The organism is Bacillus sp. ISL-57, assembly GCF_018613135.1.
GTDB classification, from domain to species: domain Bacteria; phylum Bacillota; class Bacilli; order Bacillales; family DSM-1321; genus Peribacillus; species Peribacillus frigoritolerans.
In genome coordinates this window covers 196,898-221,420 of the sequence record NZ_JAGGQV010000019.1, presented here as the reverse complement: position 1 = coordinate 221,420, position 24,523 = coordinate 196,898, and the positions used below count along the sequence as shown (strand labels likewise).

Genomic DNA, 24,523 nt, shown 5'->3' with positions numbered 1-24,523 from the left:
GGATTTTTTCTTTTATTTTTGTATATAATTATTCATCCAAGTTATAGAAATATGGTAAACTGCTAACAATGAAAGATTATCATACATAGAATTTTTAGATTCCTTAGAAATAGGGAGTTATATAGAATTGCTTATAGTGGAGGAGATAATTTGTTCAAGACAAAATTACATTTTTGGACGTTAGAGTTATTACTATTGTCTTTACTTTTTTATGTTGGTACAAAGATTTCATTTCTTTTTGAACCAATAGTCATTTTTACAACTACATTGTTCTTTCCAATCTTGATTGCGGGTTTTCTCTACTTTTTGTTCAATCCCACTGTTGATTTCCTGGTTAAAAGAAGAGTGCCTAGGGGATTGTCGATATTATTGCTATATGTATTTTTCCTGGGATTGATTAGTTTGCTTGTCGGTCTCGTTGGCCCGTCACTGTCCAAACAGGTTACGGATTTAATCAATAACCTTCCGGACTATTTCAATCAAACAAGGAAGTTCATTGAAGATTCAGCGGAGTCAAAATGGTTTTTGTGGACGATGGAACAAGACTATGTTCCCCTGAAAGAAGTAGGCGACTCGCTTCAGAAATATTTGACTAATTTACCTAGTAATATAACGAACAGTTTAACTTCCGTTTTCAGCGTAGTGACGAATATCACTTTAGTGGTCGTAACGGTTCCTTTCATCCTGTTTTATATGTTGAAGGATGGAGATAAGCTACCAGCCGCCATTATGAAATTCGTACCGGTTCGCTATAGAAAACCAGCTTTAACAGTACTTCAGGAAACTGGCGGGACGCTTACTACATACATACAAGGGCAAATGCTTGTTTGCATGTTTGTCGGGATCGGAACGTTCATCGGGTATTTGATCATTGGTTTGCCTTATGCGTTCTTATTCGCGCTGATCGGTGCTGTGACCAATATCATTCCATATGTAGGCCCGTTTATAGGAGCGGCTCCTGCGGTCATTGTGGCATTGATTCATTCACCGACCGAAGCGCTATTGGTCATTCTGGTGGTAACGGTCATCCAGCAACTTGATGGTAATTTCATTTCACCGTTAGTCATCGGGAAAAAATTGAACACACATCCGCTTACCATCATCATCCTATTGCTCGTCGCCGGAAACATTGCCGGTATCATCGGCATGATTTTGGCGGTTCCGACATACTCTGTTGTTAAAACGATTGTATTGAATATCGTAAAATTCATCAGGATCCGAAAAGAGGAAAAGCTTGAAGAGGATATATTGGAATGAAAAAACGTGCCCGACTCTATTGAGTCGGGCACGTTTTCTTAGTGTGGTGAATAGGTCACAAACCTAAGGAAATATATTTCACTTCCAGGAATTCTTCGATGCCTTGGTGTCCGCCTTCACGTCCGAGCCCGCTTTGCTTGAATCCGCCGAATGGAGCTTGCGGAACGGAAGGAAGTCCGTCGTTCAAGCCTACAATACCGAATTCAAGTGCCTCGGTGAATTTGATGCCTTTGGTGATATTTTCAGTGAAGACGTAAGCTGCCAAACCAAAGATGGAGTCATTTGCCCTTTTGATTGCCTCTTCATCAGTCTTAAAGGAGGCAATTGGAGCTAGTGGACCAAATGTTTCTTCCTTCATGCAGAGCATGCTGTCATCAATGTTGGACAATACGGTCGGTTCAAGAAAAAGGCCGCTTATTGATTTACCGCCAGCTTCGAGCTTAGCGCCGCTGCTGATTGCTTCATCAATTTGTTTTTGAACCTTATCCACTGCATTTTGATCGATTAGCGGACCGATATCGACGCCATCTTCCAGTCCATTTCCAACCTTTAGTTCCTTGACCTTGGCAACGAGCTTTTCGATGAAGGCCTCTTGAATGGCTTCGTGAACATAAATGCGATTTGAACAGACGCATGTTTGTCCTGCGTTACGGAATTTTGAACTGATGATGCCGTCAACCGCTTTATTAAGGTCGGCATCCTCAAGAACGATTGCAGGTGCGTGACCTCCGAGTTCAAGCGAGATTTTTTTTACCGTGTCCGCTGAGCCCCTCATCAGGGTTTTGCCGACTTCTGTAGAACCGGTAAACGTCAATTTACGAACCCGCGTATCTTGAAGCCAAGTTTCGCCGATTTCTGAGGATTTTCCTGTCACCACGTTGATGACTCCTTTTGGAATGCCAGCCTTTTCAGCTAATTCAGCCATTTTTAAAGCTGTTATGGGAGTCAGGTTTGCCGGTTTAATGACGACTGTGCAGCCGACGGCAAGCGCTGGTGCCACTTTTCTTGTAATCATGGCTGCAGGAAAGTTCCAAGGCGTAATGACAGCTACAACTCCGACAGGCTGTTTAGTCACGAAAAGCCGTTTATTGGACACGGAAGCAGGAATCGTTTCGCCGTACACCCTTTTACCTTCTTCAGCAAACCAAGATAAAAAGCCATTGGCATATGTCATTTCACCAAGAGCTTCTTTAAGGGGCTTTCCTTGCTCTTCAGTCATGATTTTTGCCAGTTCTTCTTTATGATCATCAATCAATCGATGCCATTTCCAAATTAGTTCAGCGCGTTCGTAGACTGAGAGTGCAGCCCAGCCCGTAAAGGCTTCATATGCGGCATCTGCAGCCTTCGCCGCTTCAGTTGCACCGCCTTTAGGAACGGTGGCAACTACTTCATCCGTTGCCGGGTTTCTCACTTCAATTTTATCCAATCCAAAATCCGACCACTCACCGTTAATAAATAATCCGTAATCCTTCATGATAAAACCTCCTAATTTGGTTAAATCCATCAAACTACTAAACTTCTAACTTTATACTTTTACCTGTTACATAAAAGTATAAACACTTTTATGTGATTCTGAAATTTATTTGATTGGCTAATTATAGAAAAATGGCTTTCGAAGGGAGGAATACACAAAAAAGAGGTGCAAGTTGCACACCTCTTCATTCAAGGTTCAATTATTTTTCCGATGAAACAGCCACTTCACTCATATCACCTGAGATGGCTTGGTTAGGATTGAATTCACCTTCTGATTTAGAAATGACCACTGTAGCGACACTGTTACCGATTAGATTGGTGATGGCACGTGCTTCTGACATGAAGCGGTCGACACCAAGCAGTAATGCCATTCCCTCAACTGGGATCATTGGGAAGGCAGCTAATGTTGCAGCAAGTGTGATGAAACCGGATCCCGTTACACCGGCAGCACCTTTGGATGTTAACATCAAGATTCCTAGAAGGGTCAACTCCTGCCAGATGCTTAAATCGACACCGTAGGCTTGGGCGATGAAAATCGCTGCCATGGATAAGTAGATGGATGTGCCATCAAGGTTGAAAGAATAACCGGTTGGGACAACCAAACCGACTACCGATTTTGAGCAACCGTATTTTTCGAGCTTTTTCATCACGCTTGGCAGGGCGGATTCCGATGAAGAAGTTCCTAAAACTAAGAGGATCTCTTCTTTTATATAGGCAATGAACTTGAAAATATTAAAGCCATACATTTTTGCAATCGAGCCAAGGATAAGAACGATGAAAAGTGCCATTGTGATATAAACACTGCCCATTAATTGTCCTAACGAGGTTAAAGAACCAAGGCCAAACTTACCGATTGTATAGGCCATTGCTCCAAATGCGGCCAATGGAGAAACTTTCATGATCATACCGACGATGCCGAAGAAAATGTCGGCAATATGCTGAAAGAAAGAAACGACTGGCTGCACTCTCGGTCCCATTGCCGCCATTGATAATCCGAATAATACGGCAAAGAATAGAATAGGGAGTAAGTCTCCGCCAGCCAGTGCGGCAACGGCATTATCAGGAATGATATTAGAAATGAAAGCAACGGCGCCATGTTCCGTTTCGGAAGCGGCTGTCGTATATTGTGATACATCTCCACCCTCGACTGAATCGATGTTAAAGCCTTTACCGGGTCCCAGCAGATTGACCACGATGATTCCGATGGCAAGTGCGAAAGTGGTAACGATTTCAAAATAAAGCAGGGCCTTTCCGCCGATGCGGCCAACCTTTTTCATATCACCCATACCGCCAATTCCGATCACGACGGTTAAGAAGATGATTGGTGCGATGACCATTTTAATCATTTTAATAAATAAATCAGCTAATATCTTCAGTTGTTCACCGAAAGCAGGGAAGAAGAAACCGACTGTTATACCTAGAATGATACCGATGATGACCTGAACTGTTAAATTTTTTAATATTTTCAAGGGGCATTCTCCTTTGTTATATGATAGCGCTTTCTTAACTTGATAATAGTGTAACAGAAGAAAGAATCAGAATATTCTTTTGGTGATATTGTTTTCTTTTTGTTCTTTTTGGTCTTGGGGATTTTGAATAACTGAAGGAAGAAGAGGATATAGATAGATTACTAAGCTGCAAAAAAAATACCGGTGGAGCACCGGTATTGGCGAAAATTAATTTTCAAATGGTTTTATGAGTGCATATAGAGTCCCGATCACAGGAAGTTTTAAACCGGCCTTGTCGGCAAGGCGCAGTGCACCGCCCTGTAAGTGTTCCACTTCGAGGGTTAGGCCTTTCCGGCGGTCCTGGTGCATGGAAGAGGTGGATTCGTCAGGTAAGCCTGCCATGTTTTCCAACGCTTGAGCAATATTCTCCACAGTGATCCCGACGTCATAAGCATTTGCAAGCTCCTTCATTTCAACAAGGACCTTTTCTAGCAATCCATTGGTTTCCGGGTATCTCCGTATCGTGCCGATAGGGAGGTTGGATGCCGTTGTCACACCGGAAAAAGCGGTGATGAACATATATTTGATCCACATCCTGATCAATATGTTTTCCGTTCTGCCTGCCTTCATGATAGCTGATCCGGCTGCCTGTTCGAATTCATCACAAATCTTTTTTTGTGACGGATGAAGCGGGCCATAGATTAAATCGTGATTTTCATTGGAATGAATGACATGCCCTTTTTCATCAAGGGTGGCGATGATGAAGGCGCTTCCTCCTAAGACAGCTTCTTCGCCCAGCGCCTCCTGTAAAATGGATATATGCTCCAATCCATTCAAAAGCGGGAGGACCTTCGCACCCTTTTCAACAAGGATCTTTAAATCTGTAAGGGTGCCCTGCAGATGCTGGCCTTTTACGGCGAGAATCACGAGGTCGACCTTTTCGATGCCACTTACATTCTCTGTGATACGGAGGTCGGTGAATTGGTAGTTTCCATGTGGGCTAGTTATGCTGATCCCGTTTTCCTTCAATTGTTTGGCGCGGTTTTTTCGGACAAGGTATTGAACATCCTGTCCGGCCTGCTGCAACCTGCCCCCAAAGTAGGAGCCCAGTGCCCCGGCCCCTATAATGACAATATTCAAAGCGCACACCTCTCTTTTGATTAAGATGTACTAATCATAACATTGACTGAAATTTCAGTAAATATTTCCGTTTTAAGGACAACTGGTTGTTTAGATGTTTATAAGAATGGGAAAAACAAAAGACCAGCCTGAAAGGTTTCAGGCTGGTGCTTATCATTATTTATAGATTTTTACTTTAACGGTTTTTCTGCCCCAATTGATAGCTTTTGAGTGAGAAGAGTAGAAGACGTCAATTTTATTCCCTTTGATTGCGCCGCCTTTATCTGCCGCAATGGCATCCCCGTATCCTTCTACATGAACTTTTGTTCCTAGTGGAATGACCTTAGGGTCGACCGAGATGGCTTTTGCGTTAGGGTTTTTCTTTAAGTTAAGACCAGATGCTGTAATACCGCTGCAGCCTTTGCAGTTCGCAGTGTAAGCTGTTGCCTTCACCGTGATCGTTTTATATTTCTTGGATGATGATGATGTTTTTGCTTTAGCTTTAGGTTTAGCAGAGGTTGAAGTTTTCTTTACCTTTAAAACTTGTTTTGGATGGATGTTATCTTTTTTCAGGTTGTTCCAACTTTTGAGTTGATTGACTGTTATATTATGTTTATTGGCGATACCCCATAGTGTGTCGCCGCTTTTAACTTTGTATGTAGTAGTAGCAGCCGATGAAACTCCGGAAAAACTAAATACCAAAAAGAAAGCAGTGAATAGTGGAAGTAGTATTTTTTTCAAAATGAATAGTCTCCTTTGTTTTAAATCGTAGACTTAGAATAACAGGTCTTTATGACAATAATGTTTCGGTGGAATAGTAATTGTGTTACAAAAAGGTTTCCCTTGATAAATAAATGTAATATAAACTAGGTCAAAAGTACTCATCGGTTAAATGTAAATATATTATTTATTATGTCAGTATAAGCGTACTTTTGTTAAATGGTGCTGATATTATGGCGTATCCTGTTTAATGAGGTAAAATATGGAGTTCTAATCGCTAGTTTTAAAGTCCTGTATATTTTGTAAAAAAACAACGTAATAATAGAGGGATTGAATGCTGTTTATTTTAGTGGGAGAAGATATTCGGAACATGGAAAAAGCCGACATCTATGTGATGCCGGCTTTTTTCATGTTTTGGATTAATGTAAAACAAATTCAGAAGCGAAATCGACCAGCATTTTTTGGTAGACTGCTACCGATTCAAGATTGACGCATTCCCTATCTCCATGCCAGTTCTCGCCTTTTGGTCCGAATTCAATCGCTGGGATATCATATGCCGCAAAAAAGACGGTATCTGCGGAGCCATGTTGTCCGAAAATGACAGCATCTTGCTTGGTGTTTCTTTCGATAATCGGTCGGAGCAAGGTGATGAATGGGTCTGATTCTTCGGTTTTTACAGGTTTACTGTACATATTAAGGTGAACATTATTTCCTGTCACACTTTCGATCTGAGCAATGATATCTTCCATTGTTTGCGTAGGAAGATAGCGAATATCAAGACTTAGCAAACAGGCATCCGGTACCTTATTATAGACCTCGCCGCCTTTTATTTTTGCTAGGTTAAGTGAAGGGGAGGAGTAAAGGGGAGTATGATCCCGGGTGAAAGGAAGTTCCTTTATTTTTTGATAAAGATCATAGGCCTTTTCAATTGCATTCACGCCTTCCCATGGACGGCTTCCGTGTGCGGATTTACCGGATACTTCAATATCGAGACGAAGGGCGCCCTTTGCCTGGAGCCCGATTCCCAATTGCGTCGGTTCAGCACAAATCACAAAGTCCCCTCTATAACCATGTTTCGCTAAATATCCGGAACAGTTCAACCCGCCTATCTCTTCATCCGATACGATCTGAAGCTGGATTTTCAAACCTAGGTCCTTATCTTTCAGTTCGGTAAATGCACACATCATCCCTGCAACTCCAGCTTTCATATCGGCTGTCCCGCGTCCATATAAGTTTCCTTCATGAACCTCAGGGAAAAATTGATCCGGCGTTCCGCTGACAACATCGACATGTCCATTCCAAATTAGGGTTTTATCGCCGCTGCCAATCTCGCTTACAAGCATCTTATAACCGTTATTTACGATCACATTCACGGTAAGTCCTTGATCTTTAAGCCAGTCCGCACAGTAATCAACCGCTTGGTTAGCTCCTTCTTTCGATGAACTGTCGATAGATACTAAATCTTTAAGTAACTCGATGAGCAAATATAAAACCTCCTAAAAATATGCATACTATGATTATATATACCCTTTCTGAGTAAGGGTTAACTCGAAAATATTTTCCTGTTAAATAACGTTTAGCATTTTCATCCTCTGGGGTATGTAAAGAGGGAGCGACAATTTACATTCTTTAAGGAGGATGATAGATATGGATAAACGTATAATTGGTGTATATGAAACTGGAGAAGAAGCCATAAAGGCTGTTGAGTCATTACAGGCCCAAGGATATGATCGTGAAGAAATTTCAGTGGTAGCTAAAGATAAAGAAGAATTAAATGCAGTGAATGAAGAAACGGGTACAAAAGTTGAAGAGGGGCTCGCAGCTGGTGCCGCGACTGGAGGCATTTTGGGCGGTGCTGCCGGATTATTGGCAGGTGTGGGTGCGTTGGCGATTCCGGGAATCGGGCCGGTACTGGCTGCTGGACCGCTTGCTGCAACATTAGCCGGAGCGGCTGTAGGCGCTGGTACAGGAGGGTTGGCCGGTACATTAATCGGAATGGGCATACCTGAAGACGAAGCGAATCGTTATGAAGCGGATGTAAAGAGCGGCAAATTGCTTGTGTTAGTCGATTCGGATGCGAGAAAATCCAGTTCTTCTTACTCGGGAATAACTGAAACCGATGCAACGCTGACGAATGGCAGAAGAACTCTATAAGACTAATTTTAAAAAGGACGGGTCCCTTTAGGGGCCGTCCTTTTTTTTGATTAGTAAGTGAATTTCTTTATTTCTTTGTGCATTTCCTGGGAGAGGGTATCCAATTCACTAGCCAGGGCATTTAATTGTTCCATGGAAGCATTCGTTTGTTCTACGGAAGCTGATACTTCTTCAGTTCCTGCCGCAGTTTCCTGACTGATTGAATTTAATTTTTCTGCATTGCCCGCCATCCGTGTGACTTCGTTTACCATATCGTTCATCATCTTTTTTATTTCGTCAAAATTGCTGAATGTGTTCGCGATGATGGATGCAATGTGACTGAAAGCATTTTCCGTATCCGTTACAGAAGTATCCTGAAGATGGATTTTTTGATTGACTTGATCAATCAAATGAACGGTATTGGTAGTATCGTTTTGCATGGCTTGAATGATTTCAGAGATTTCTTTCAGTGATTTTTCCGTTTGTTCGGCCAATTTCTTCACTTCATCGGCAACAACTGCAAACCCTTTTCCGTGTTCACCAGCCCTCGCTGCTTCGATGGCAGCATTCAGGGCGAGTAAATTCGTTTGTCCGGCAATCCCGCTTATGGTCTTTACGATTGCACTAATATCATTGGACCGAGCATCCAATGATTTGACTGCCGTACTCATCTTATTGGATATTTGGGACGTTTCATTGAATTGTTGTTTCAGGCTTTGCACTTGGGTGATTCCGTTTTCGGAAGCCTTGAACATATTTTCGGATTCCGTGGCCATTTTTCCCGTTTGCGCCTCCAGATCATTGATTTTGTCAGCCAATAACTTTACGGCCATTTCGTTATTCTGCCCGACTTCGATTTGGTCTATGGCACCGGCTGCTATTTGTTCCATCGTCATGGCCACTTCGTTAGCTGCCGCTGAATTTTCATCGGCACTGGCCACTAGCGTCATGGAGGAATCCGATACTTTATCGGAAAGGTTGTTGACAACCCCTAACATATGACTCATATTCCTGGTCATTAAGCTGGTGTCTTCTGCAAGTTGGCCTATCTCATCTTTTCTGGAAATGGGTTTCCAGGAGGTGAAATCGCCGTCAGCCATTTTCCGTATGGATTCCTGCAGCTTTTTAATGGGGTTCGTTAAAGAACGGGTGATGAAGATGGCAGATAGTGCAGTGATGGTAAAGACAATCAACAGTGTAATGACATTATCGATTATCATCGGGCTTGCCCGGACTTTCACTTCATTTTCCTCCATTACCCCTGCTATTCTCCATCCGGTGGTAGGATTTGTGGCGTATCCGACGATCCGGCTTTGCCCTTCAAATTCCTCGATCATTGATCCGGATTCACCTTTCATTTTTTTGAATATATTTTCCTTTGATATATCCTGTTGAACTTTTTCCTTGTCTGGATGTGTAACGAATGACCCTTTCTGATCCAACAATACCGTATAGCCCGTTTCGCCGAATTTCGTTTGATTGACCATCGTGATCAATGTATCGATCGAGATGTCGACACCTAGCACGCCTATTAATTCATCTCGACCATCATATATGGCTTTTGCTGCCGTAATAACAAGTTCATTCGTAGCCTGATCGGTATAAGGTTCCGTCCAAATGGTCTTGTTTTTTTGTTTCAATGCGGATTGATACCAATCCCTTTGTCTAGGATCGAAGTCAGCCGGCAAATCCGCTTTAGGGAATATTAATGTTTTTCCATCTTTCTCGGTGCCAAGGTATAAACCATTTATTTCAGAACTGCTTGACTGTGTATGGGAAAACTCATCCATTATGGATTCGGGGTTCTTATCATAAGTACTCATGATAGGATACTTACTGATCCTATCCAATTGATTTTCCGTTTTATGAAAGAAGATTTCGAAGGAATCGTTCATTGACTTGGTTTGCTCTTCCGTGGTTCCGGTAAGTTCCTTGGTCGTCAACTCGATACTATTTTTATAGCTCATGTAAGAGATGGCCATCCCGCTTATCATGATCAAAGCCAAAAAAGGAATCAATATTTGTTTTTTTAGCGAATTAAAATACCAGTCTGTCAGTCTTTTCATCTGTAAAATTCTCCTTATATACTTCTAGTTAATTTTGACTTCTATTTGATATTTCGGTCTGCTTTCGCTTTTTTGAAGTGACAAGTTAGAAAATTCCAATATTAATTTTGTCGTGAAGTGCAAAGGTGGGAAGGGAGTGGAATATAGTGGATAAAAAAAGAGCTGACTGCCATGGTCAACTCTTTCATTCATTGATTACTATTCGAATTGGATATTTTTTGTCCTGTCCATATACCATGTGTAAAACTCGTCTGCATATTCAACGGATACATCTTGGAGCTTTGTATGGTGTACAGGCTTGGAGCGGTTGATCGTTTCAATTGTGGCAAGTCCGAAAAGCTTTTGCAGCTTCGAACGTTCCACCTCAATTTGAATGACCTTGCTTCTTTTGGTAATGAATAGTGATGTTTCCAAACTTCCGGATTTGAACTGAATGAACTCATCATTTAACAAGTAACGGCTATTTTTGTAATCCATTATTCTCAATGTATAAATGAGGACGAGTAAAATCAGCGAGATATACCATAGGGAGGGTTTGAAATAATAAATCGCCAATGTTGTGAGAATCCAGAAAAGGCTAGGCCGCATCATTCGGATTTTGAAGGCCTGTTTCGATAGTGACCTCATTGATCGTTCCACTTTGTAAGCGGGTAAAATCTCTTCTACCATCCCATATGCCCGTTCAATTGATAAAAAAGGATAGAGGGTGTTCGTTTCCAGCTCTTCATCACCGGTGCTTCCTGCACTGATCAGTTTCACTTCTGCCAACCCCAGCACTCTTTTAATGATTGATTGGGTGATTTCGACTGCTTGTACTTTTTCTTTCCGAATGGAAAAAGCGGATTCGTCCAGTACACCTTTCTTGATATATATATGCTCGTGATCGGATGAAATTTCATATTTTCCATATTTAACGAATGTGGAAACGATTCCGAAGGCAACGGCAACACATATGAGGCCTGCAATAATGATGGTAATGAGCCACCATGTATCCAATAACTTGGCAAGAAACCCTTCGGCGTTCTCCAAATCGATAAAATCATCGAGTGTATTATATAACGTAGCCAGTATCGGGATAAGGACCAGGAAACTGAGTGATGTAAAGGAAGCTTTCAGCACATCATGTTTGCTTGGAGTGAAATGGATCGTTTTTTCAATGGCTGGTTCCATATCCTCAGCAATTCGTTCTTCGAGAATATCAATTACCGGCAATTCCTGTTTTGAAGCATATTCCCCCTCAAGCCGTTCAGCCTCTTTTCGGGAAATCATCTCGAAAGGTACGCTACCCTGATCACCAGTCATCCCCGTTTCGAATGTTAAAGAGGTCAATCTGAAAATCTTATGAAATAACGTCGTGCGTTGCTGGACATTCTGAACCTTATGAAGTGGGACGGTTCGATACGATTTCGAGACAAGCCCTGAAGTGATGTATATGGTACCTTCTTTGATTTGGTATTTGTATGTATACCATTTAAGGATGACAGAAATGACTTTCCAAACCAAATAAACTAGAAAGCCAATTTGAAGTACTTTCATATACATCTTTTCAGAACCGAAATTCAGGACATAAAGCATGATTATGAAAAATACATTTCCTTTCAGCAATTTCCAAAATTCGAAAGGGATCTTGATAGGGTGTAATCGTTTTGCGTGTTCTTCCATCATTAATCCACTTCCTTAATTTTTGCGAAATGGGCAATTTTATCTCGTAATTCATACGCCTCTTTCTCAGGGATCGCCGGTATCTCATGAGAGTCGCCCATTGTTCCGATGCTTAGGGAATAAAGGTTGTATTTTCGCAAAAACGGTCCTTGGTTCAATTTGACGGATTGAACCTTCGTCATCGGTATTAGTTCATGCGTTTCACTCCAGGCTCCACGTTTTGTTTGAATGAATTCTTCGTTCACGTCGTAACGCCAATACTTTTGCAAAAGTATCGGTTCAATGAAGATGGACCAGATAGCATGGAAAAAAGATAATGCGATAAGTCCGTTTAAAATCCATCCAATCCATTCTTTCCAAGTGAAATAATCATCAACAAATAATAGGATGCCAAGGACGGCGAGGATAATGAGGTTGGTAATGGCTTCAGTCATCCGCCACACCTTCACTGATTCTTTGGATATTTTCTTCGTTGGTGGCTGTATCTTGGAATACATATATTCACTCCTTACTATGTCTTTATACTTATACGGATTATCTTGCAAAAAAGTTCCCTATGATAGGTATATGTATAGAAATCATGTAGCCCATGCCATGGAGTGGCAGGCGAATAATCCTGCAGTTTCTCGAGTATGTATAAATAAGGAGTTTTCCAGTGGATCTTTTCTTTTTATATGACCGAAAAATGGACAAGATAGAAGTGGTGAGTTTCTAGAGTGGGAGTGATAGGTTTGACGTATAAAAGGAAGTTGAGTTTTATATTCTTCCTGTTTTTGATTTGTTTTTTTAATGGAGAGTCGATGCAGGCTGCGAATGATGATGGAAACCTAGGGCAGGAAATTCAACGATTATTGGAGCAATCGCCAGGATTGGCTGGGGCGTTGACGGGAATTTCCATCCGTTCAGCTGAAACGGGGGAAATGATTTATGAACGGGGATCGCAAACAAGATTGCGGCCTGCTTCGAATCTTAAGCTTTTGACAGCAGCAGCTGCGTTGGAAACTTTAGGGGAAGATCATGCTTTTCAAACGGAACTATACATAAAAGGAGTGCAGGTTGGCCAGGTTCTGCAGGGCAATGTATACCTGAAGGGAAAAGGAGATCCCACATTATTGGAGAAGGATTTTGATGAGCTGGCAGCTTCACTGAAGCAAAGGCACGTTAAGTTCGTTCACGGGGATCTTATAGGGGACGATTCTTGGTATGATGATGTTCGTTATTCCCAAGACTTAGTTTGGGGCGATGAACAGGAATATTACGGTGCAGCCGTTTCGGCTTTAACAGCTTCCCCGAATGAAGATTACGATACCGGTACCATCATCGTGGAGTTAGCTCCTGGGGAAAAGGCTGGAAAGAGGGCAACGGTAAAGCTGGAGCCTGAAACCGATCACGTGAAGGTCATCAACAAAACGAAAACTGTATCGGCAGATGCTAATAATAAAATTGAAATCGAACGGTCACATGGCACACAAGTCATTACGGTGACCGGGACCATTCCGGAAGATGCCGGGGTGACCAAAGAGTGGATCTCGGTGGTAGATCCCACAGAATATGCCTTGAGCCTATTTGAAAAATCAATGAAGAAACATGGAATTAAAGTGTTGGGAAAAAGGAAAAAAGGGAAAACGCCAGTAGGAGCGGACATGATTGCCACTCATCAGTCCATGCCGCTTTCACAACTGCTTATTCCTTTCATGAAATTGAGCAATAACAGCCATGCCGAGGTTTTGGTGAAGGAAATGGGCAAAGAGGCAGATGGGGAGGGCAGCTGGAAGGATGGTTTGAAGGTTGCTCGAAATCAGCTGAAGAGTATGGGTCTCGATATGCAAACGATCATGATGCGTGATGGGTCTGGAATTTCCCAAGTCAATATGATTCCAGCGAATGAAATAACGAAGCTGTTGTATGCCATTCAGGAAAAAACGTGGTTTCCTGCTTACTTGAATGCTTTACCGATTGCAGGCAACGAAAATCGGATGGTGGGCGGTACGCTTAGAAAGAGGATGAAAGGGACACTTGCAGCCGGGAATGTCCGCGCGAAAACAGGGACAATTTCAGGTACGAGCTCCTTATCAGGTTATGTGACGACCAAAAGAGGGGAAAAGATCATATTTTCAATTATCTTGAATAATTTTGTGGAAGAAAAAGGAATTACGGCAATCCAGGATAAGATAGCCGTAATGCTCGCAGAACAGGAAAACCTTTTGGGAAGCGGCCATTAATATCCATGGAAAGCTAAGTTGAAGTTCAGGAACTGCGAGAAAGAGGTCGGTATCAGCCAAATCATTTTATTCAGCAAGTCCGAATTGGCAGCATAATGCCGCTAAGCCATTTTATTTGCTGACTCGATAAAGTTCCAACGCAGATCCGAATGGCTTATTCAAATCGATGGTCATTATTAACATTGCATCAAGTCGGCATTCAAACCTTCGAAGGCCTTTCTCCGATATATATGTCTATAACAAGAAGTTTTCAAGTCCATTACATGGAAAGTCCTAGCCGCTTGATCGTAGACAATTTCTCCATGAAGTAGAGGGAAAGGGGCCTTTTTCCTTCTCTGTGTCTTTGATCAGACATGAAGCTGGGGGCAAATTGGATTTTATTCAATGCGAGCACCTTCTTCTTATTTTTTAAAATTATCCCCTGAAGGAAGGAGTTTAAGGGAGGATTAATAGAAATAAGTAGTATAGGGGGAATGCTTATGAACTTTCCAACACTTAATGGACAGTATACGATCAGCAGTCTTATAGCTGAAATTCACGAAATTTCCAAAAAACGCTCACTCTATATATTGGCCATAGATGGGCGGGGCGGATCTGGAAAAAGTACACTCGCTGCCCGTATCCAAGCAGAATGTCCAGGTAGCGTAGCCGTTCATATGGATGATTTTTATTTGCCTTCATCGGATAGGGTTCAACTGCCTCCATCCCAAAAGCCTATCGGGGCGGATTATGATTGGGAACGGGTTTGTAACCAAATCCTAAAACCGCTTACAAAGGGGAAAGAATCAAGATATCAAAGGTATGATTGGGAAACGGACACTATGGCTGAATGGCATGAAGTTCCTGCTGAGGGCCTTGTCATTATAGAAGGAACGTATTCTATCCGTAAAGAATTGGCAGGGTATCATGATTTCACGATTTGGGTGGAATGTCCCCGTGATCAGCGTTTGAAACGCGGCCTTGAGCGGGATGGTGGAGATGCGCGTCAATTGTGGGAGGATAATTGGATGGTTCATGAAGATCTCTATGTGGGTATGCAAAGGCCTCAAGAAAGAGCGAATCTTGTTGTGGACGGAACGAGCTGAGTCAAAGGATATTTGTAAGGGTTTACTTATAAAATATATTGTATGTTTAGATGAATTTCTGGGGAGCCGGAAACAGGGGGGAAACTATGTTTACTAATGAAGAACAAGCTGCCGTATATAAAGCCATTTATAACCGTAGGGATATCAGGAGTTTTTTGCCAAAGCCCATTTCAAAGGATATACTCCGCAGAATTTTGGATGCTGCACATCATGCGCCGTCTGTAGGATTCATGCAACCTTGGAGTTTCATCGTGATTTCGTCTCAGGAAACCAAAGACAGTTTGGCATGGGCAGCGGATAAAGAAAGAAGGGCCCTCGCTATTCATTATGAAGGAGGTAAAGAAAATAAGTTTCTTAGTTTGAAAGTGGAGGGGTTAAAAGAAGCGCCATATACCATTTGTGTTACTTGTGACCCGACACGGGGAGGCTCCCATGTTTTAGGGAGGAACTCCATTCCGGAAACTGATATCCTATCCACTGCCTGCGCCATTCAAAATATGTGGCTGGCTGCCTATGCGGAAGGATTGGCAATGGGATGGGTAAGCTTTTATAAGAAAAATGATATTCGTGATATTTTGGAGATTCCGCCGCATATAGAACCAGTTGCACTCCTGTCGATTGGCTATACGGATCAATATCCGGATAAACCCATTCTTGAACTTGCTAATTGGGAAAAAAGAAGGCTGATGGATGAACTTATTTTCGAGGATAAATGGGGGAATAAATAAATCGATATATTATGATTCCAAAACTGTTTATTAAGCCCCTGTTTCAGGGGTGGAAAATATAGAAGACTCTTATAATAGATACTCCTTTGTAAGAGTCTTTTTAAAAATTCGGTTTGATTTTAAAATCTGCGCCGTTTGGAAGATCCCGGTATACCGAGGTCTTCACGGTATTTTGCAATAGTGCGGCGAGAGATCTTCGTCCCTTCATTTTCGAATATTTGACAAAGTTTCTGATCTGAAAAAGGCTTTATTTTATCTTCCTCGGCAATCAGGACCTTTATTTTTTCTTTGATGGTGGTCGTTGATTCGGTTGCTGGGCTGTTCACGCGGTGTAACCCTCTAGTAAAGAAGTTCCTTAGTTTAAAGAGGCCATGCGGCGTCTGGATATATTTATTGCTCGTCGCCCGGCTGATCGTTGATTCATGAAGTTGAAGTTTTTCCGAAATGTCCTTCAGTGTCATCGGTTTTAATCCCGTAATTCCCTTCATGAAAAACTCATGCTGCTCCTCCACGATTGAAGCAGTCACTTTGTAAAGCGTCATTTGCCTTTGTTCGAGCCCTTTTAACAGTAATTGGGCATCATTTATATGCCCTTTTATATAATCTTTAGCTGGATTAACAGAATTGATGGCGACATGGTTCTTGTAGTAAGGATTGATGGAAAGGTTAGGTGTGCAGCTATCGTTGACCGTTATCAGAAAACCTTCTTTATCTTTTTCCACGTAAACGTCCGGAACGATGTAATGAGTCATATCATCGGAAAAGTGACTGACAGGACGCGGGTTTAACGTACGGATGAAATCCGATGCCTCTTGTACTTCCTGAACGGTCACTTGGTGAAGGGCGGCAATTTTCCTGTAGCGTTTTTCTGCTAAATCCGCTAAGTGATTTTTAACGATCTTATACGCCAATTCATTATGATTCTCATGCTCACGCAGCTGAATGAGTAAACATTCGGTCAGATCTTTAGCCCCGACTCCAATTGGGTCAAGGGATTGCAATACTTGAATCATATTTTCGATTTCTTCCACGGGTATGGAAAAATGCGAAGCAGTCCAATGGACATCCAATTCCAGAAACCCATATTCATTTAAGTTTCCAATCAAAAATTGGAGAATCTTCTTTTCAAATGCATTCAATGAACTTAGTAAACTCATTTGTTCCAGTAAATGGCTTTCCAGAGTTGCTGTATTGACTGAATAATTGTTGATAGGGTTGTAATCATTGTCTCCGTTGAAACTTTTACTTTTAGAGGAAGAACCACGTAACTGAGAATTTATTGTATTTGTACGAATACCAAGTGATGTGAGGGGTTCTTTAAAGCTAATTTCGAGAACGGGATTTTCGTAAGCCTGTCGGTCCAGGAAATCTATCAGTTCATGGGTGGAATATTGAAGGATATTGATCGATTGCTGTAATTCAGGGGTCATTGACAACTTCAAGGATTGTTTTTGGTACAGTTCAAATCCTACCTGCATATATATCAACTTCTTTCGTTTAGATTAACATAGCGGCTCAAAAGGAATGAAAAAATATTAACATGATAATATTACAAATCTTCCGAAAATTCAACATTGTGTGTCAGGTTTTGTAACATCAATTAGAAATAAAGAGCGGATTCGAAAAAATGCTTGTCATTCAGTAGTTAATCTAATGAATGGGAGTTTATCGATTCGCATGTGAATCAAATGATTTATATGTGAATCAGCATGTGCTCCTATTGATTTATATATGAATCATTTTAACTTGAATACCTTTAATTTAAGCCTCATATAATTTGGCATGAATCTTGCTACATCTATAAATATAAAAATAAACTAGCTTGAAAAAATCCATTACATGAGAAGGGTGTTTTTTACATGATTAAAGAGACTACGAGTATTCAGGAATTAATCGATTTGGATAAAAAGCATTTTATTCATCCGACCACGGCAATCGAACAGCAGCAGGCAGATGGTCCAAGTTTCATCTTTAAGGAAGGGAAGGGAATATATCTTACGGATGTCACGGGCAGGACTGTCATTGATGGCATGGCTTCACTTTGGAATGTGAATATTGGACATGGACAAGAAGAGATGGCTGAAGTCGCGAAGGAACAAATGGCCAAATTAGCTTTCACCTCAAGTTTCGCCACTTTCAGCAATGAGCCGGCAATTCGTTTGGCTGCCAAAATCGCATCCATCGCGCCTGGGGATTTGAATGCAGTTTTCTTCACTTCAGGTGGATCGGAGTCGAATGATACGGCAATCAAACTTGCTCGTCATTACTGGCTTTTGAAAGGGCAGCCTAATCGTCAAAAAATCATTTCCCGCTCGAAATCCTATCATGGAGTGGCAATGGGAGCTACAAGTGCGACTGGCCTGAAGCCGTTCCGGGATTTCACGAATTCAATCGCACCTGATTTTTACCATGTGGACGGTTCCTCCATTGAGGAGTTGCGTAAGGTCATAGAACAGGAAGGACCGGAAACGGTTGCGGCATTTATCGCTGAACCGATTCAAGGGGCCGGTGGCGTGAACCTTCCTCCTGAAGGCTATTTTAAGGAAGTAAGGGAAATTTGTGATGAATACGGTATTTTAATGGTGACGGATGAAGTCATTACAGGTTTCGGAAGAACAGGGACTTATTTTGGGATTGAACACTTTGGTGTTGTGCCTGATATGATGTGCTTTGCAAAAGGTGTAACGAGCGGATATGCACAGTTAGGCGGGGTCGTCCTGAATGATAAGATGCATCAGGACTTCATTGCTCTTTCAAAAGGCACGCTTTTACACGGCTACACATACAGTGGCCATCCGATGGCATGTGCGGTTGCTTTGAAAAATATTGAAATAATTGAACGTGAAAACCTTATAGAAAACTCGAAACAGCGTGGTGAAGAGTTGCTTGCCGGCTTTAAGAAGCTTCAAAGCAAACATCCGATTGTTGGTGATGTGAGGGCACTTGGACTAATTGGAGGCATCTCCATCGTAAAGGACAAACAAACAGGTAAAGGCTTTGAGACACAGCTTGCTCCAAGACTTGTTGCTGAAGCTGCGAAGAATGGTTTGATTTGCCGTTCAGTTACGTTTGATCAAGATACACTCGTATTCGCACCGCCTTTAATCATTACTAAAGCAGAAGTTGAAAGAATGATTGAAATCCTTGATGAGACATTTACTGCAGTCGAAAAAGAAATTTTATAAGAGGTGAAAGTGATGGTCATGACGGAAACGCTGAAAAAGAAATTATACATTAATGGTAAATGGCAAGAAGCTGAGAAGTTCACGACACTAAAGTCCCCTTATAGCGGGGAAGTTCTAGCGGAGATTCCCTCGGCAAGCCTTGAAGATGTCGAGTTGGCCATAGAATCAGCCTATCAAGCTAGAAAAACGATGGCAGCTTTACCTAGTCATAAACGCGCTGCCATACTTGAAAAGCTTGCGGGCCTTTTGGAAAGCCGCAAAGATGAGGCAGCTGAAATTATTGCAAAAGAGGCAGCGAAACCTATTAAAACGGCAATGGTTGAAGTATCCCGGACGATTGCCACATATAAATTTGCAGCAGAGGAAGCAAAAAGGATTCATGGAGAAACATTGACGATGGATGCCACAGCTGACGGAGAAGGAAGGATAGGATATACGGTCCGTGAACCTCTAGGCGTTGTGGGTGCGATTACGCCATTTAATTTTCCGATGAACCTGGTTGCCCATAAAGTGGGCCCGGCCATTGCTGCCGGAAATACACTCGTCTTGAAACCTGCGAGCCAGACACCGCTATCTTCACTATTTCTTGCTGAATTATTGGCCGAAACGGATTTGCCGGCAGGTGCTTTTAATTTAGTTACCGGAAGCGGTTCGGTAATCGGTGATAAATTAGTCACCGATTCACGGGTGAAGAGCATCTCATTCACTGGAAGTCCGGCTGTAGGAATCGGGATCCGTAATAAGGCAGGGTTAAAGAAAGTGAGTCTTGAACTAGGTTCGAATGCGGCTGTCATCGTGGATAAAGGGATCGATATCGATAAAATCATCCAACGCTGTGTATCGGCAGCATTCGCTTTTCAAGGGCAGGTCTGCATTTCCTTACAGCGAGCTTATGTTCATGAAGAGGTGTATGATGAGTTCGTCAAAAAATTCACGGAAGCAACGAATGGCTTGAAACTGGGAGATTCTTTGGACCCATCTGTTGATATATCAGCATTGATCAGCGCCGGGGATGTACAGCGAAGCCTGGATTGGATCGGTGAAGCTAAACAACACGGTGCGATAGTTGCAGCAGGAGGTAAATCTGAAGGAAATATCCTGCATCCCACTGTGTTGCTGGAAGTGGATGCAATGCTTAAGGTATCTTGCCAGGAGGTCTTCGCTCCAATTGTTTTGATCAATAAAGTTTCTTCCGTTGAGGAAGCAATTGACTTTGTCAATGATTCCGAATTCGGATTGCAGGCCGGGATTTACACAGAAAATATCAATCTAGCTCTTTCTGCCGCAGAAAAATTGGAAGTCGGCGGTGTTATCATTAATGATATCCCAACTTACCGTGTTGACAACATGCCATATGGCGGAGTCAAAAAAAGCGGGACTGGGCGCGAAGGGTTGAAATATGCCATTGAAGAGATGACGGAAATGAAATTGGTCATCATTAATCGGAATTGATCAGAAAAGAGGTGAGCAGCAGCTCATCTCTTTTTTCTATGAAACTTGGAAGAGTTTTGCCTATGAGTTATGCAAAAATGAATAGGTAATTCACGACTGAATTTAAATAAGGCAGGAAAGGGCAAAAAAACGTGAGTTACCTAAAATTTCAAACTGGCATGAATCTTGCTCATATTTATATATAGGTAGATAACTTAAAAAAGAGGAGGAAATTACATGCAGGAAACTTTGCAAAATAATACGAAAAAAGAAGGAACGGGAGCATTGGACTTAAAGATGTTCATCAATGGGGAATGGGTGAATTCGACTTCGGGTGAGAAGAGGGATGTATTGAATCCGGCCACGGGGGAAGTTATTGCCAAAGCAGCGGAAGGAACACAGGAAGATGTGGATGCAGCGGTCGAGGCAGCAAAATTTGCTTTCTATGAAGGTGGTTGGTGGGGAACTCCTGCCGTCGAAAGAGCTCGCATTTTATTCAAAATAGCCGACAAAATAGAAGAAAAAGCTGAAGAACTAGCTGCGTTGGAAACATTGGATAATGGAAAACCATTGCGTGAGGCTCGTTTTGATATAGCTGATTCGGCAGCATGTTTTAGATATTATGCAGGATTGGCCACAAAACCGACAGGTCAGACTTTTGAAGTTCCTGACGGCCAGCAAGCGATGGTCGTAAGGGAACCGATCGGTGTATGCGGGCAGATCGTTCCTTGGAATTTCCCGCTAATGATGTCAGCCTGGAAACTTGCTCCGGCGCTTGCAGCAGGAAACTCCGTTGTGTTCAAACCATCTGAGATCACTCCGGTGACGGCGGTCAAACTATTTGAAATCATGGATGAGGTAGGATTGCCAAAAGGTGTCGCGAATCTGGTGTTAGGAGCTGGGCCAGTTGTAGGGCAAGCCATTGCAGAGCATGAGGAAATCGATAAAGTAGCCTTTACAGGAGGCACGGCAACAGGACGTAAGATCATGGAGGCTTCGCTGGGTAACCTAAAGAAAGTCACATTGGAGCTCGGCGGCAAATCGCCTAATATCGTATTTGCGGATTCTGACTTTGAGACTGCAGTTGATTATGCTCTATACGGGATTTTTTGTAATCAAGGACAAGTGTGCTCAGCAGGCTCCCGTTTACTATTGGAAGAGTCCATTTACGATCAGTTCATTGCAAGTCTTACTGCGAAGGCGAAAAAAATCAAAGTAGGTTCAGGTTCAGATGAAAATAGCCAGATGGGACCTATCGTTTCAGAAGCCCATATGAACAAAATATTATCGTATATCCAAATCGGAAAAGAAGAAGGTGCCAAATTAATCGTCGGTGGAAATCGAATTAAAGAAGAAGGCATGGATAAAGGTTACTTTGTCGAACCTACTATTTTTGTTGATACGACACCGGATATGCGGATTGTGCAGGAAGAAATTTTTGGACCGGTGCTTGTCGTTCAAAAGTTCAAGGATGAAGCGGAAGCTCTTCGACTTGCCAATGATACGAAATATGGTTTAGCGGGAGCGGTGTTCACGAATGATATCTCAAAAGCGTACCGTGTCATTAAAAAAGTGCGTGCCGGCATCACATGGATAAACTCATATCATCCGACTTATAACGAAGCTCCTTGGGGAGGGTTCAAACAAAGTGGAAATGGACGCGAACTGGGAACTTTCGGTTACGAAGCTTACACCGAAGTGAAGCAAATCAATAACAACTTGGATATCCAGCCAACAGGCTGGTTTGATGAAGAGTAATTAGCTTGACGAAAAAAGGCTGTTCCTTGGGAACAGCCTTTTTATATGGAATCGCAGATAAAATTCGAGAATCGCAGATATATAATCCGGCAACGGAGATAAAAAGCCGAAAGCCGCAGATATATTCAAAGATTGCTAAACATTTCTTTACTATTGTTGGACTTTTTCCAGATCAACCCGTCCTGAAAAGAAAACGGCGCCATTACCCATATCCGAGAGGCGATCTGGGGTAAGGGAATTGATGTGTTGCTTTGTTTCGGGCGTATTCTGCCACAAGCCTTGGCTGACAAGAACGCCTTGTAACACATTTTCACCGGGAGCAGCGGTAAGCAAGCATTCACCGCGACCGTTCCAGATTCTAACCATATCTCCGGCGGCGATCCCCATTGTTTTGGCATCAGCGGCATTCATGTGCAGTTTCGGTTCCTTTTCCATGGAGATATGTTTGGCATTATTTGAAAAGGTTGAATTCAAGAAATTGTGATTAGGTGCCGGAATGAATAAAAATGGCAGATCGCTGTCTTTTATGATTGGCGTATATGTGGGCAATGGCTCGTATCCATCCCGCTTCATCCGTTCGGAATAAAGTTCGATTTTACCGCTTGGTGTCGGGAGTTTGCCTGGGAACATCGGCTGCATTTTGGCTTTGACAAATTGATTCCTTGAAAGGGAGTCATAGGTGATGCCTTCCAAATGCGGGTTGTCGGGAAAATCCAGAGCCTGCCGTATCATATCTTCCTCTGAATCTCTAAATGCTTGTTCCCCAAATCCCATCCCAGCAGCCAACAGTTTGAACAATTCAACATTCGATTTCGATTCGCCATATTTTTCGACTACTGGTTTTTGTATTTGGACGTAATTATGCCAATATGAATTATAAAAATCCTCCGTTTCATAAGATGACGTGGCAGGAAGGACGAGGTCGGCAAATATGGCCGTTTCGGTTAAGAATAGATCATGGACCACTGTGAATAGATCTTCCCGCATTAGACCTTCCTGCACCTTATTTGCATTTGGAGCGACAAGTGCTGGGTTGGAGCCGTATACAAACATGGAGCGAATCGGGTTTTCTTTTTCCATAAGAGCTTGGCCGATTTGGTTCATATTAATGGTCCGGGTAGCTTTATTATGCAATAAATCAGGACGTCTTAAGGCATTTATATTAAAGGCCAGATATCCTGAATTACCTTTGATGGCTCCGCCGCCTTCTTCCATCCATTGGCCGGTTAGGGCAGGCAGGCAGGCAATGGTACGTACCGCCATGCCTCCATTGTCATGGTGCTGCAGGCCATTGCCTATCCGAACGAATGATGGGCTTGTGGTGCCATACATCCTGGCAAGTTCATATAAGTCATCAATGGGAACGCCAGTTATCGCGGAGACGGTCGCAGGGTCATATTGGCGGACATGTTCGCGCAATTCAGCAGCACCCACTGTGTATTCATCGAGAAAGGGCTGGTCGACTAGATTCTCGGCATAAAGAATATGCATTAATCCCAGGGCAAGTGCACTATCGGTGCCAGGCAGAATCGGAATGAACCAATCTGCCCACTTGCCGGTTTGGTTTTTATGAACGTCAATGACAACTACTTTGGCCCCGTTTTTTCGGGCTTGCTGGGCAAGCGTCACTTGGTGCATATTTGTGCTCACAGCGTTAATGCCCCACATGATGAATAGCTTCGTATGAATCGTTTCTTCTGGATCGATGCCGAAAGAACCACCCATTGTATAGCTGTATCCGACTGAGCCTGCCGCATTACAGATGGAACGCTCGAGCATGCTTGCGCCGAGTTTGTGGAAAAAGCGGCGATCCATCCCCTCGGCGCTGAGGTTGCCCATGTTTCCGTAAAAGCTGTAAGGAAGTATACTTTCCGGTCCATGCGTTTCGATCAAGTCTTTCCATTTGGAAGTGATTGTGTCGATGGCCTCTTCCCAGCTGATTGGAACGAAATTCCCTTTTCCTTTCGGACCGATGCGCTTTAATGGCTGTTTTAAGCGATTGGGATCATATAGGCGGGCAGTCATGTTGCGGACTTTGTTGCAAATATTCCCTTTTGTGACTGGATGATCGGGGTCTCCTTGAACTTTAATGATTTTCCCATCTTTTTTGTGCAGCAGTAAACCGCATTGATCTGGGCAGTCAAGAGAACAAACTGAGGGAAAGACCCCATCCGGCTGATTGATATAGGATTGCATGGCGTATTCCTCCTAAATGATTTATTCTAATAAAATGAAT

At 42.5% G+C, this 24,523-nt stretch carries 18 protein-coding genes and 1 pseudogene; 8 read left to right on the top strand and 11 right to left on the bottom strand.

What is annotated here, in order from left to right:
* Nucleotides 1-150 precede the first annotated feature (150 nt).
* Complete coding sequence (locus tag J7I90_RS21650) at nucleotides 151-1,257, top strand: AI-2E family transporter (RefSeq protein WP_214773693.1); 1,107 nt, start codon at nucleotides 151-153, stop codon at nucleotides 1,255-1,257.
* 55 nt (nucleotides 1,258-1,312) lie between these two features.
* On the opposite strand, the gene J7I90_RS21645 is transcribed toward J7I90_RS21650, so the two are convergent.
* From J7I90_RS21645 to J7I90_RS21625, 5 genes are all read right to left on the bottom strand, one after another.
* Complete coding sequence (locus J7I90_RS21645; RefSeq protein WP_214773692.1) at nucleotides 1,313-2,731, bottom strand: NAD-dependent succinate-semialdehyde dehydrogenase; 1,419 nt, start codon at nucleotides 2,729-2,731, stop codon at nucleotides 1,313-1,315.
* Between the two features lie 199 nt (nucleotides 2,732-2,930).
* Nucleotides 2,931-4,199 carry a dicarboxylate/amino acid:cation symporter gene (locus J7I90_RS21640; RefSeq protein WP_095390446.1) on the bottom strand — a complete coding sequence of 423 codons (1,269 nt, stop codon included), beginning with the start codon at nucleotides 4,197-4,199 and terminating at the stop codon, nucleotides 2,931-2,933.
* 207 nt (nucleotides 4,200-4,406) lie between these two features.
* Entirely contained in the window at nucleotides 4,407-5,318 is a 912-nt protein-coding gene (locus J7I90_RS21635; protein WP_214773691.1) for a ketopantoate reductase family protein, read from the bottom strand.
* A 156-nt stretch (nucleotides 5,319-5,474) separates the two neighbouring features.
* Entirely contained in the window at nucleotides 5,475-6,038 is a 564-nt protein-coding gene (locus J7I90_RS21630) for a 3D domain-containing protein (RefSeq protein ID WP_214773690.1), read from the bottom strand.
* A gap of 398 nt (nucleotides 6,039-6,436) precedes the next feature.
* Nucleotides 6,437-7,501, bottom strand: a complete 1,065-nt coding sequence (locus J7I90_RS21625; RefSeq protein WP_214773689.1) for a M20 family metallopeptidase — start codon at nucleotides 7,499-7,501, stop codon at nucleotides 6,437-6,439.
* A 163-nt stretch (nucleotides 7,502-7,664) separates the two neighbouring features.
* On the opposite strand from J7I90_RS21625, the gene J7I90_RS21620 reads away from it, so the two are divergent.
* Complete coding sequence (locus tag J7I90_RS21620) at nucleotides 7,665-8,171, top strand: general stress protein (RefSeq protein ID WP_214773688.1); 507 nt, start codon at nucleotides 7,665-7,667, stop codon at nucleotides 8,169-8,171.
* A gap of 50 nt (nucleotides 8,172-8,221) precedes the next feature.
* Here J7I90_RS21620 and J7I90_RS28295 read toward each other — a convergent pair whose 3' ends face one another.
* From J7I90_RS28295 to J7I90_RS21605, 4 genes and pseudogenes are all read right to left on the bottom strand, one after another.
* Nucleotides 8,222-9,040 carry a methyl-accepting chemotaxis protein gene (locus tag J7I90_RS28295; RefSeq protein WP_483861565.1) on the bottom strand — a complete coding sequence of 273 codons (819 nt, stop codon included), beginning with the start codon at nucleotides 9,038-9,040 and terminating at the stop codon, nucleotides 8,222-8,224.
* A 153-nt stretch (nucleotides 9,041-9,193) separates the two neighbouring features.
* Nucleotides 9,194-10,117 (bottom strand): annotated as a pseudogene (locus tag J7I90_RS28290) (cache domain-containing protein); the annotation flags it as partial.
* A gap of 297 nt (nucleotides 10,118-10,414) precedes the next feature.
* Nucleotides 10,415-11,881 carry a PH domain-containing protein gene (locus J7I90_RS21610; protein WP_214773686.1) on the bottom strand — a complete coding sequence of 489 codons (1,467 nt, stop codon included), beginning with the start codon at nucleotides 11,879-11,881 and terminating at the stop codon, nucleotides 10,415-10,417.
* A complete protein-coding gene (locus J7I90_RS21605) occupies nucleotides 11,881-12,375 on the bottom strand; it encodes a PH domain-containing protein (protein ID WP_214773685.1) in 495 nt (164 codons plus the stop codon). Before J7I90_RS21605 ends, J7I90_RS21610 begins: the two co-directional genes overlap by 1 nt.
* Nucleotides 12,376-12,678: 303 nt before the next feature.
* Between J7I90_RS21605 and dacB the strand changes: the two genes are divergently transcribed.
* The 3 genes from dacB (at nucleotide 12,679) to bluB (ending at nucleotide 15,913) form a co-directional block, all read left to right on the top strand.
* A complete protein-coding gene (dacB, locus tag J7I90_RS21600; protein WP_214773806.1) occupies nucleotides 12,679-14,100 on the top strand; it encodes a D-alanyl-D-alanine carboxypeptidase/D-alanyl-D-alanine endopeptidase in 1,422 nt (473 codons plus the stop codon).
* A 479-nt stretch (nucleotides 14,101-14,579) separates the two neighbouring features.
* On the top strand, nucleotides 14,580-15,185 hold the full coding sequence (locus J7I90_RS21595; RefSeq protein ID WP_214773684.1) for a uridine kinase family protein: 606 nt from the start codon (nucleotides 14,580-14,582) through the stop codon (nucleotides 15,183-15,185).
* 86 nt (nucleotides 15,186-15,271) lie between these two features.
* Complete coding sequence (gene bluB / locus J7I90_RS21590) at nucleotides 15,272-15,913, top strand: 5,6-dimethylbenzimidazole synthase (RefSeq protein WP_048685051.1); 642 nt, start codon at nucleotides 15,272-15,274, stop codon at nucleotides 15,911-15,913.
* A 119-nt stretch (nucleotides 15,914-16,032) separates the two neighbouring features.
* On the opposite strand, the gene rpoN is transcribed toward bluB, so the two are convergent.
* Nucleotides 16,033-17,391 (bottom strand): RNA polymerase factor sigma-54, encoded by a 1,359-nt coding sequence (rpoN, locus tag J7I90_RS21585; RefSeq protein ID WP_214773683.1) that lies wholly within the window; start codon nucleotides 17,389-17,391, stop codon nucleotides 16,033-16,035.
* A gap of 381 nt (nucleotides 17,392-17,772) precedes the next feature.
* On the opposite strand from rpoN, the gene J7I90_RS21580 reads away from it, so the two are divergent.
* The 3 genes from J7I90_RS21580 to J7I90_RS21570 all read left to right on the top strand — a co-directional run bounded on the left by J7I90_RS21580 (nucleotide 17,773) and on the right by J7I90_RS21570 (nucleotide 22,287).
* Nucleotides 17,773-19,098 (top strand): aminotransferase family protein, encoded by a 1,326-nt coding sequence (locus J7I90_RS21580; RefSeq protein ID WP_214773682.1) that lies wholly within the window; start codon nucleotides 17,773-17,775, stop codon nucleotides 19,096-19,098.
* 18 nt (nucleotides 19,099-19,116) lie between these two features.
* Nucleotides 19,117-20,550, top strand: a complete 1,434-nt coding sequence (locus J7I90_RS21575; protein WP_396020042.1) for an aldehyde dehydrogenase family protein — start codon at nucleotides 19,117-19,119, stop codon at nucleotides 20,548-20,550.
* Between the two features lie 216 nt (nucleotides 20,551-20,766).
* Nucleotides 20,767-22,287, top strand: a complete 1,521-nt coding sequence (locus J7I90_RS21570; protein WP_214773680.1) for an aldehyde dehydrogenase family protein — start codon at nucleotides 20,767-20,769, stop codon at nucleotides 22,285-22,287.
* Between the two features lie 150 nt (nucleotides 22,288-22,437).
* On the opposite strand, the gene J7I90_RS21565 is transcribed toward J7I90_RS21570, so the two are convergent.
* Nucleotides 22,438-24,483 carry a molybdopterin oxidoreductase family protein gene (locus tag J7I90_RS21565; protein ID WP_214773679.1) on the bottom strand — a complete coding sequence of 682 codons (2,046 nt, stop codon included), beginning with the start codon at nucleotides 24,481-24,483 and terminating at the stop codon, nucleotides 22,438-22,440.
* Nucleotides 24,484-24,523: the final 40 nt, after the last annotated feature.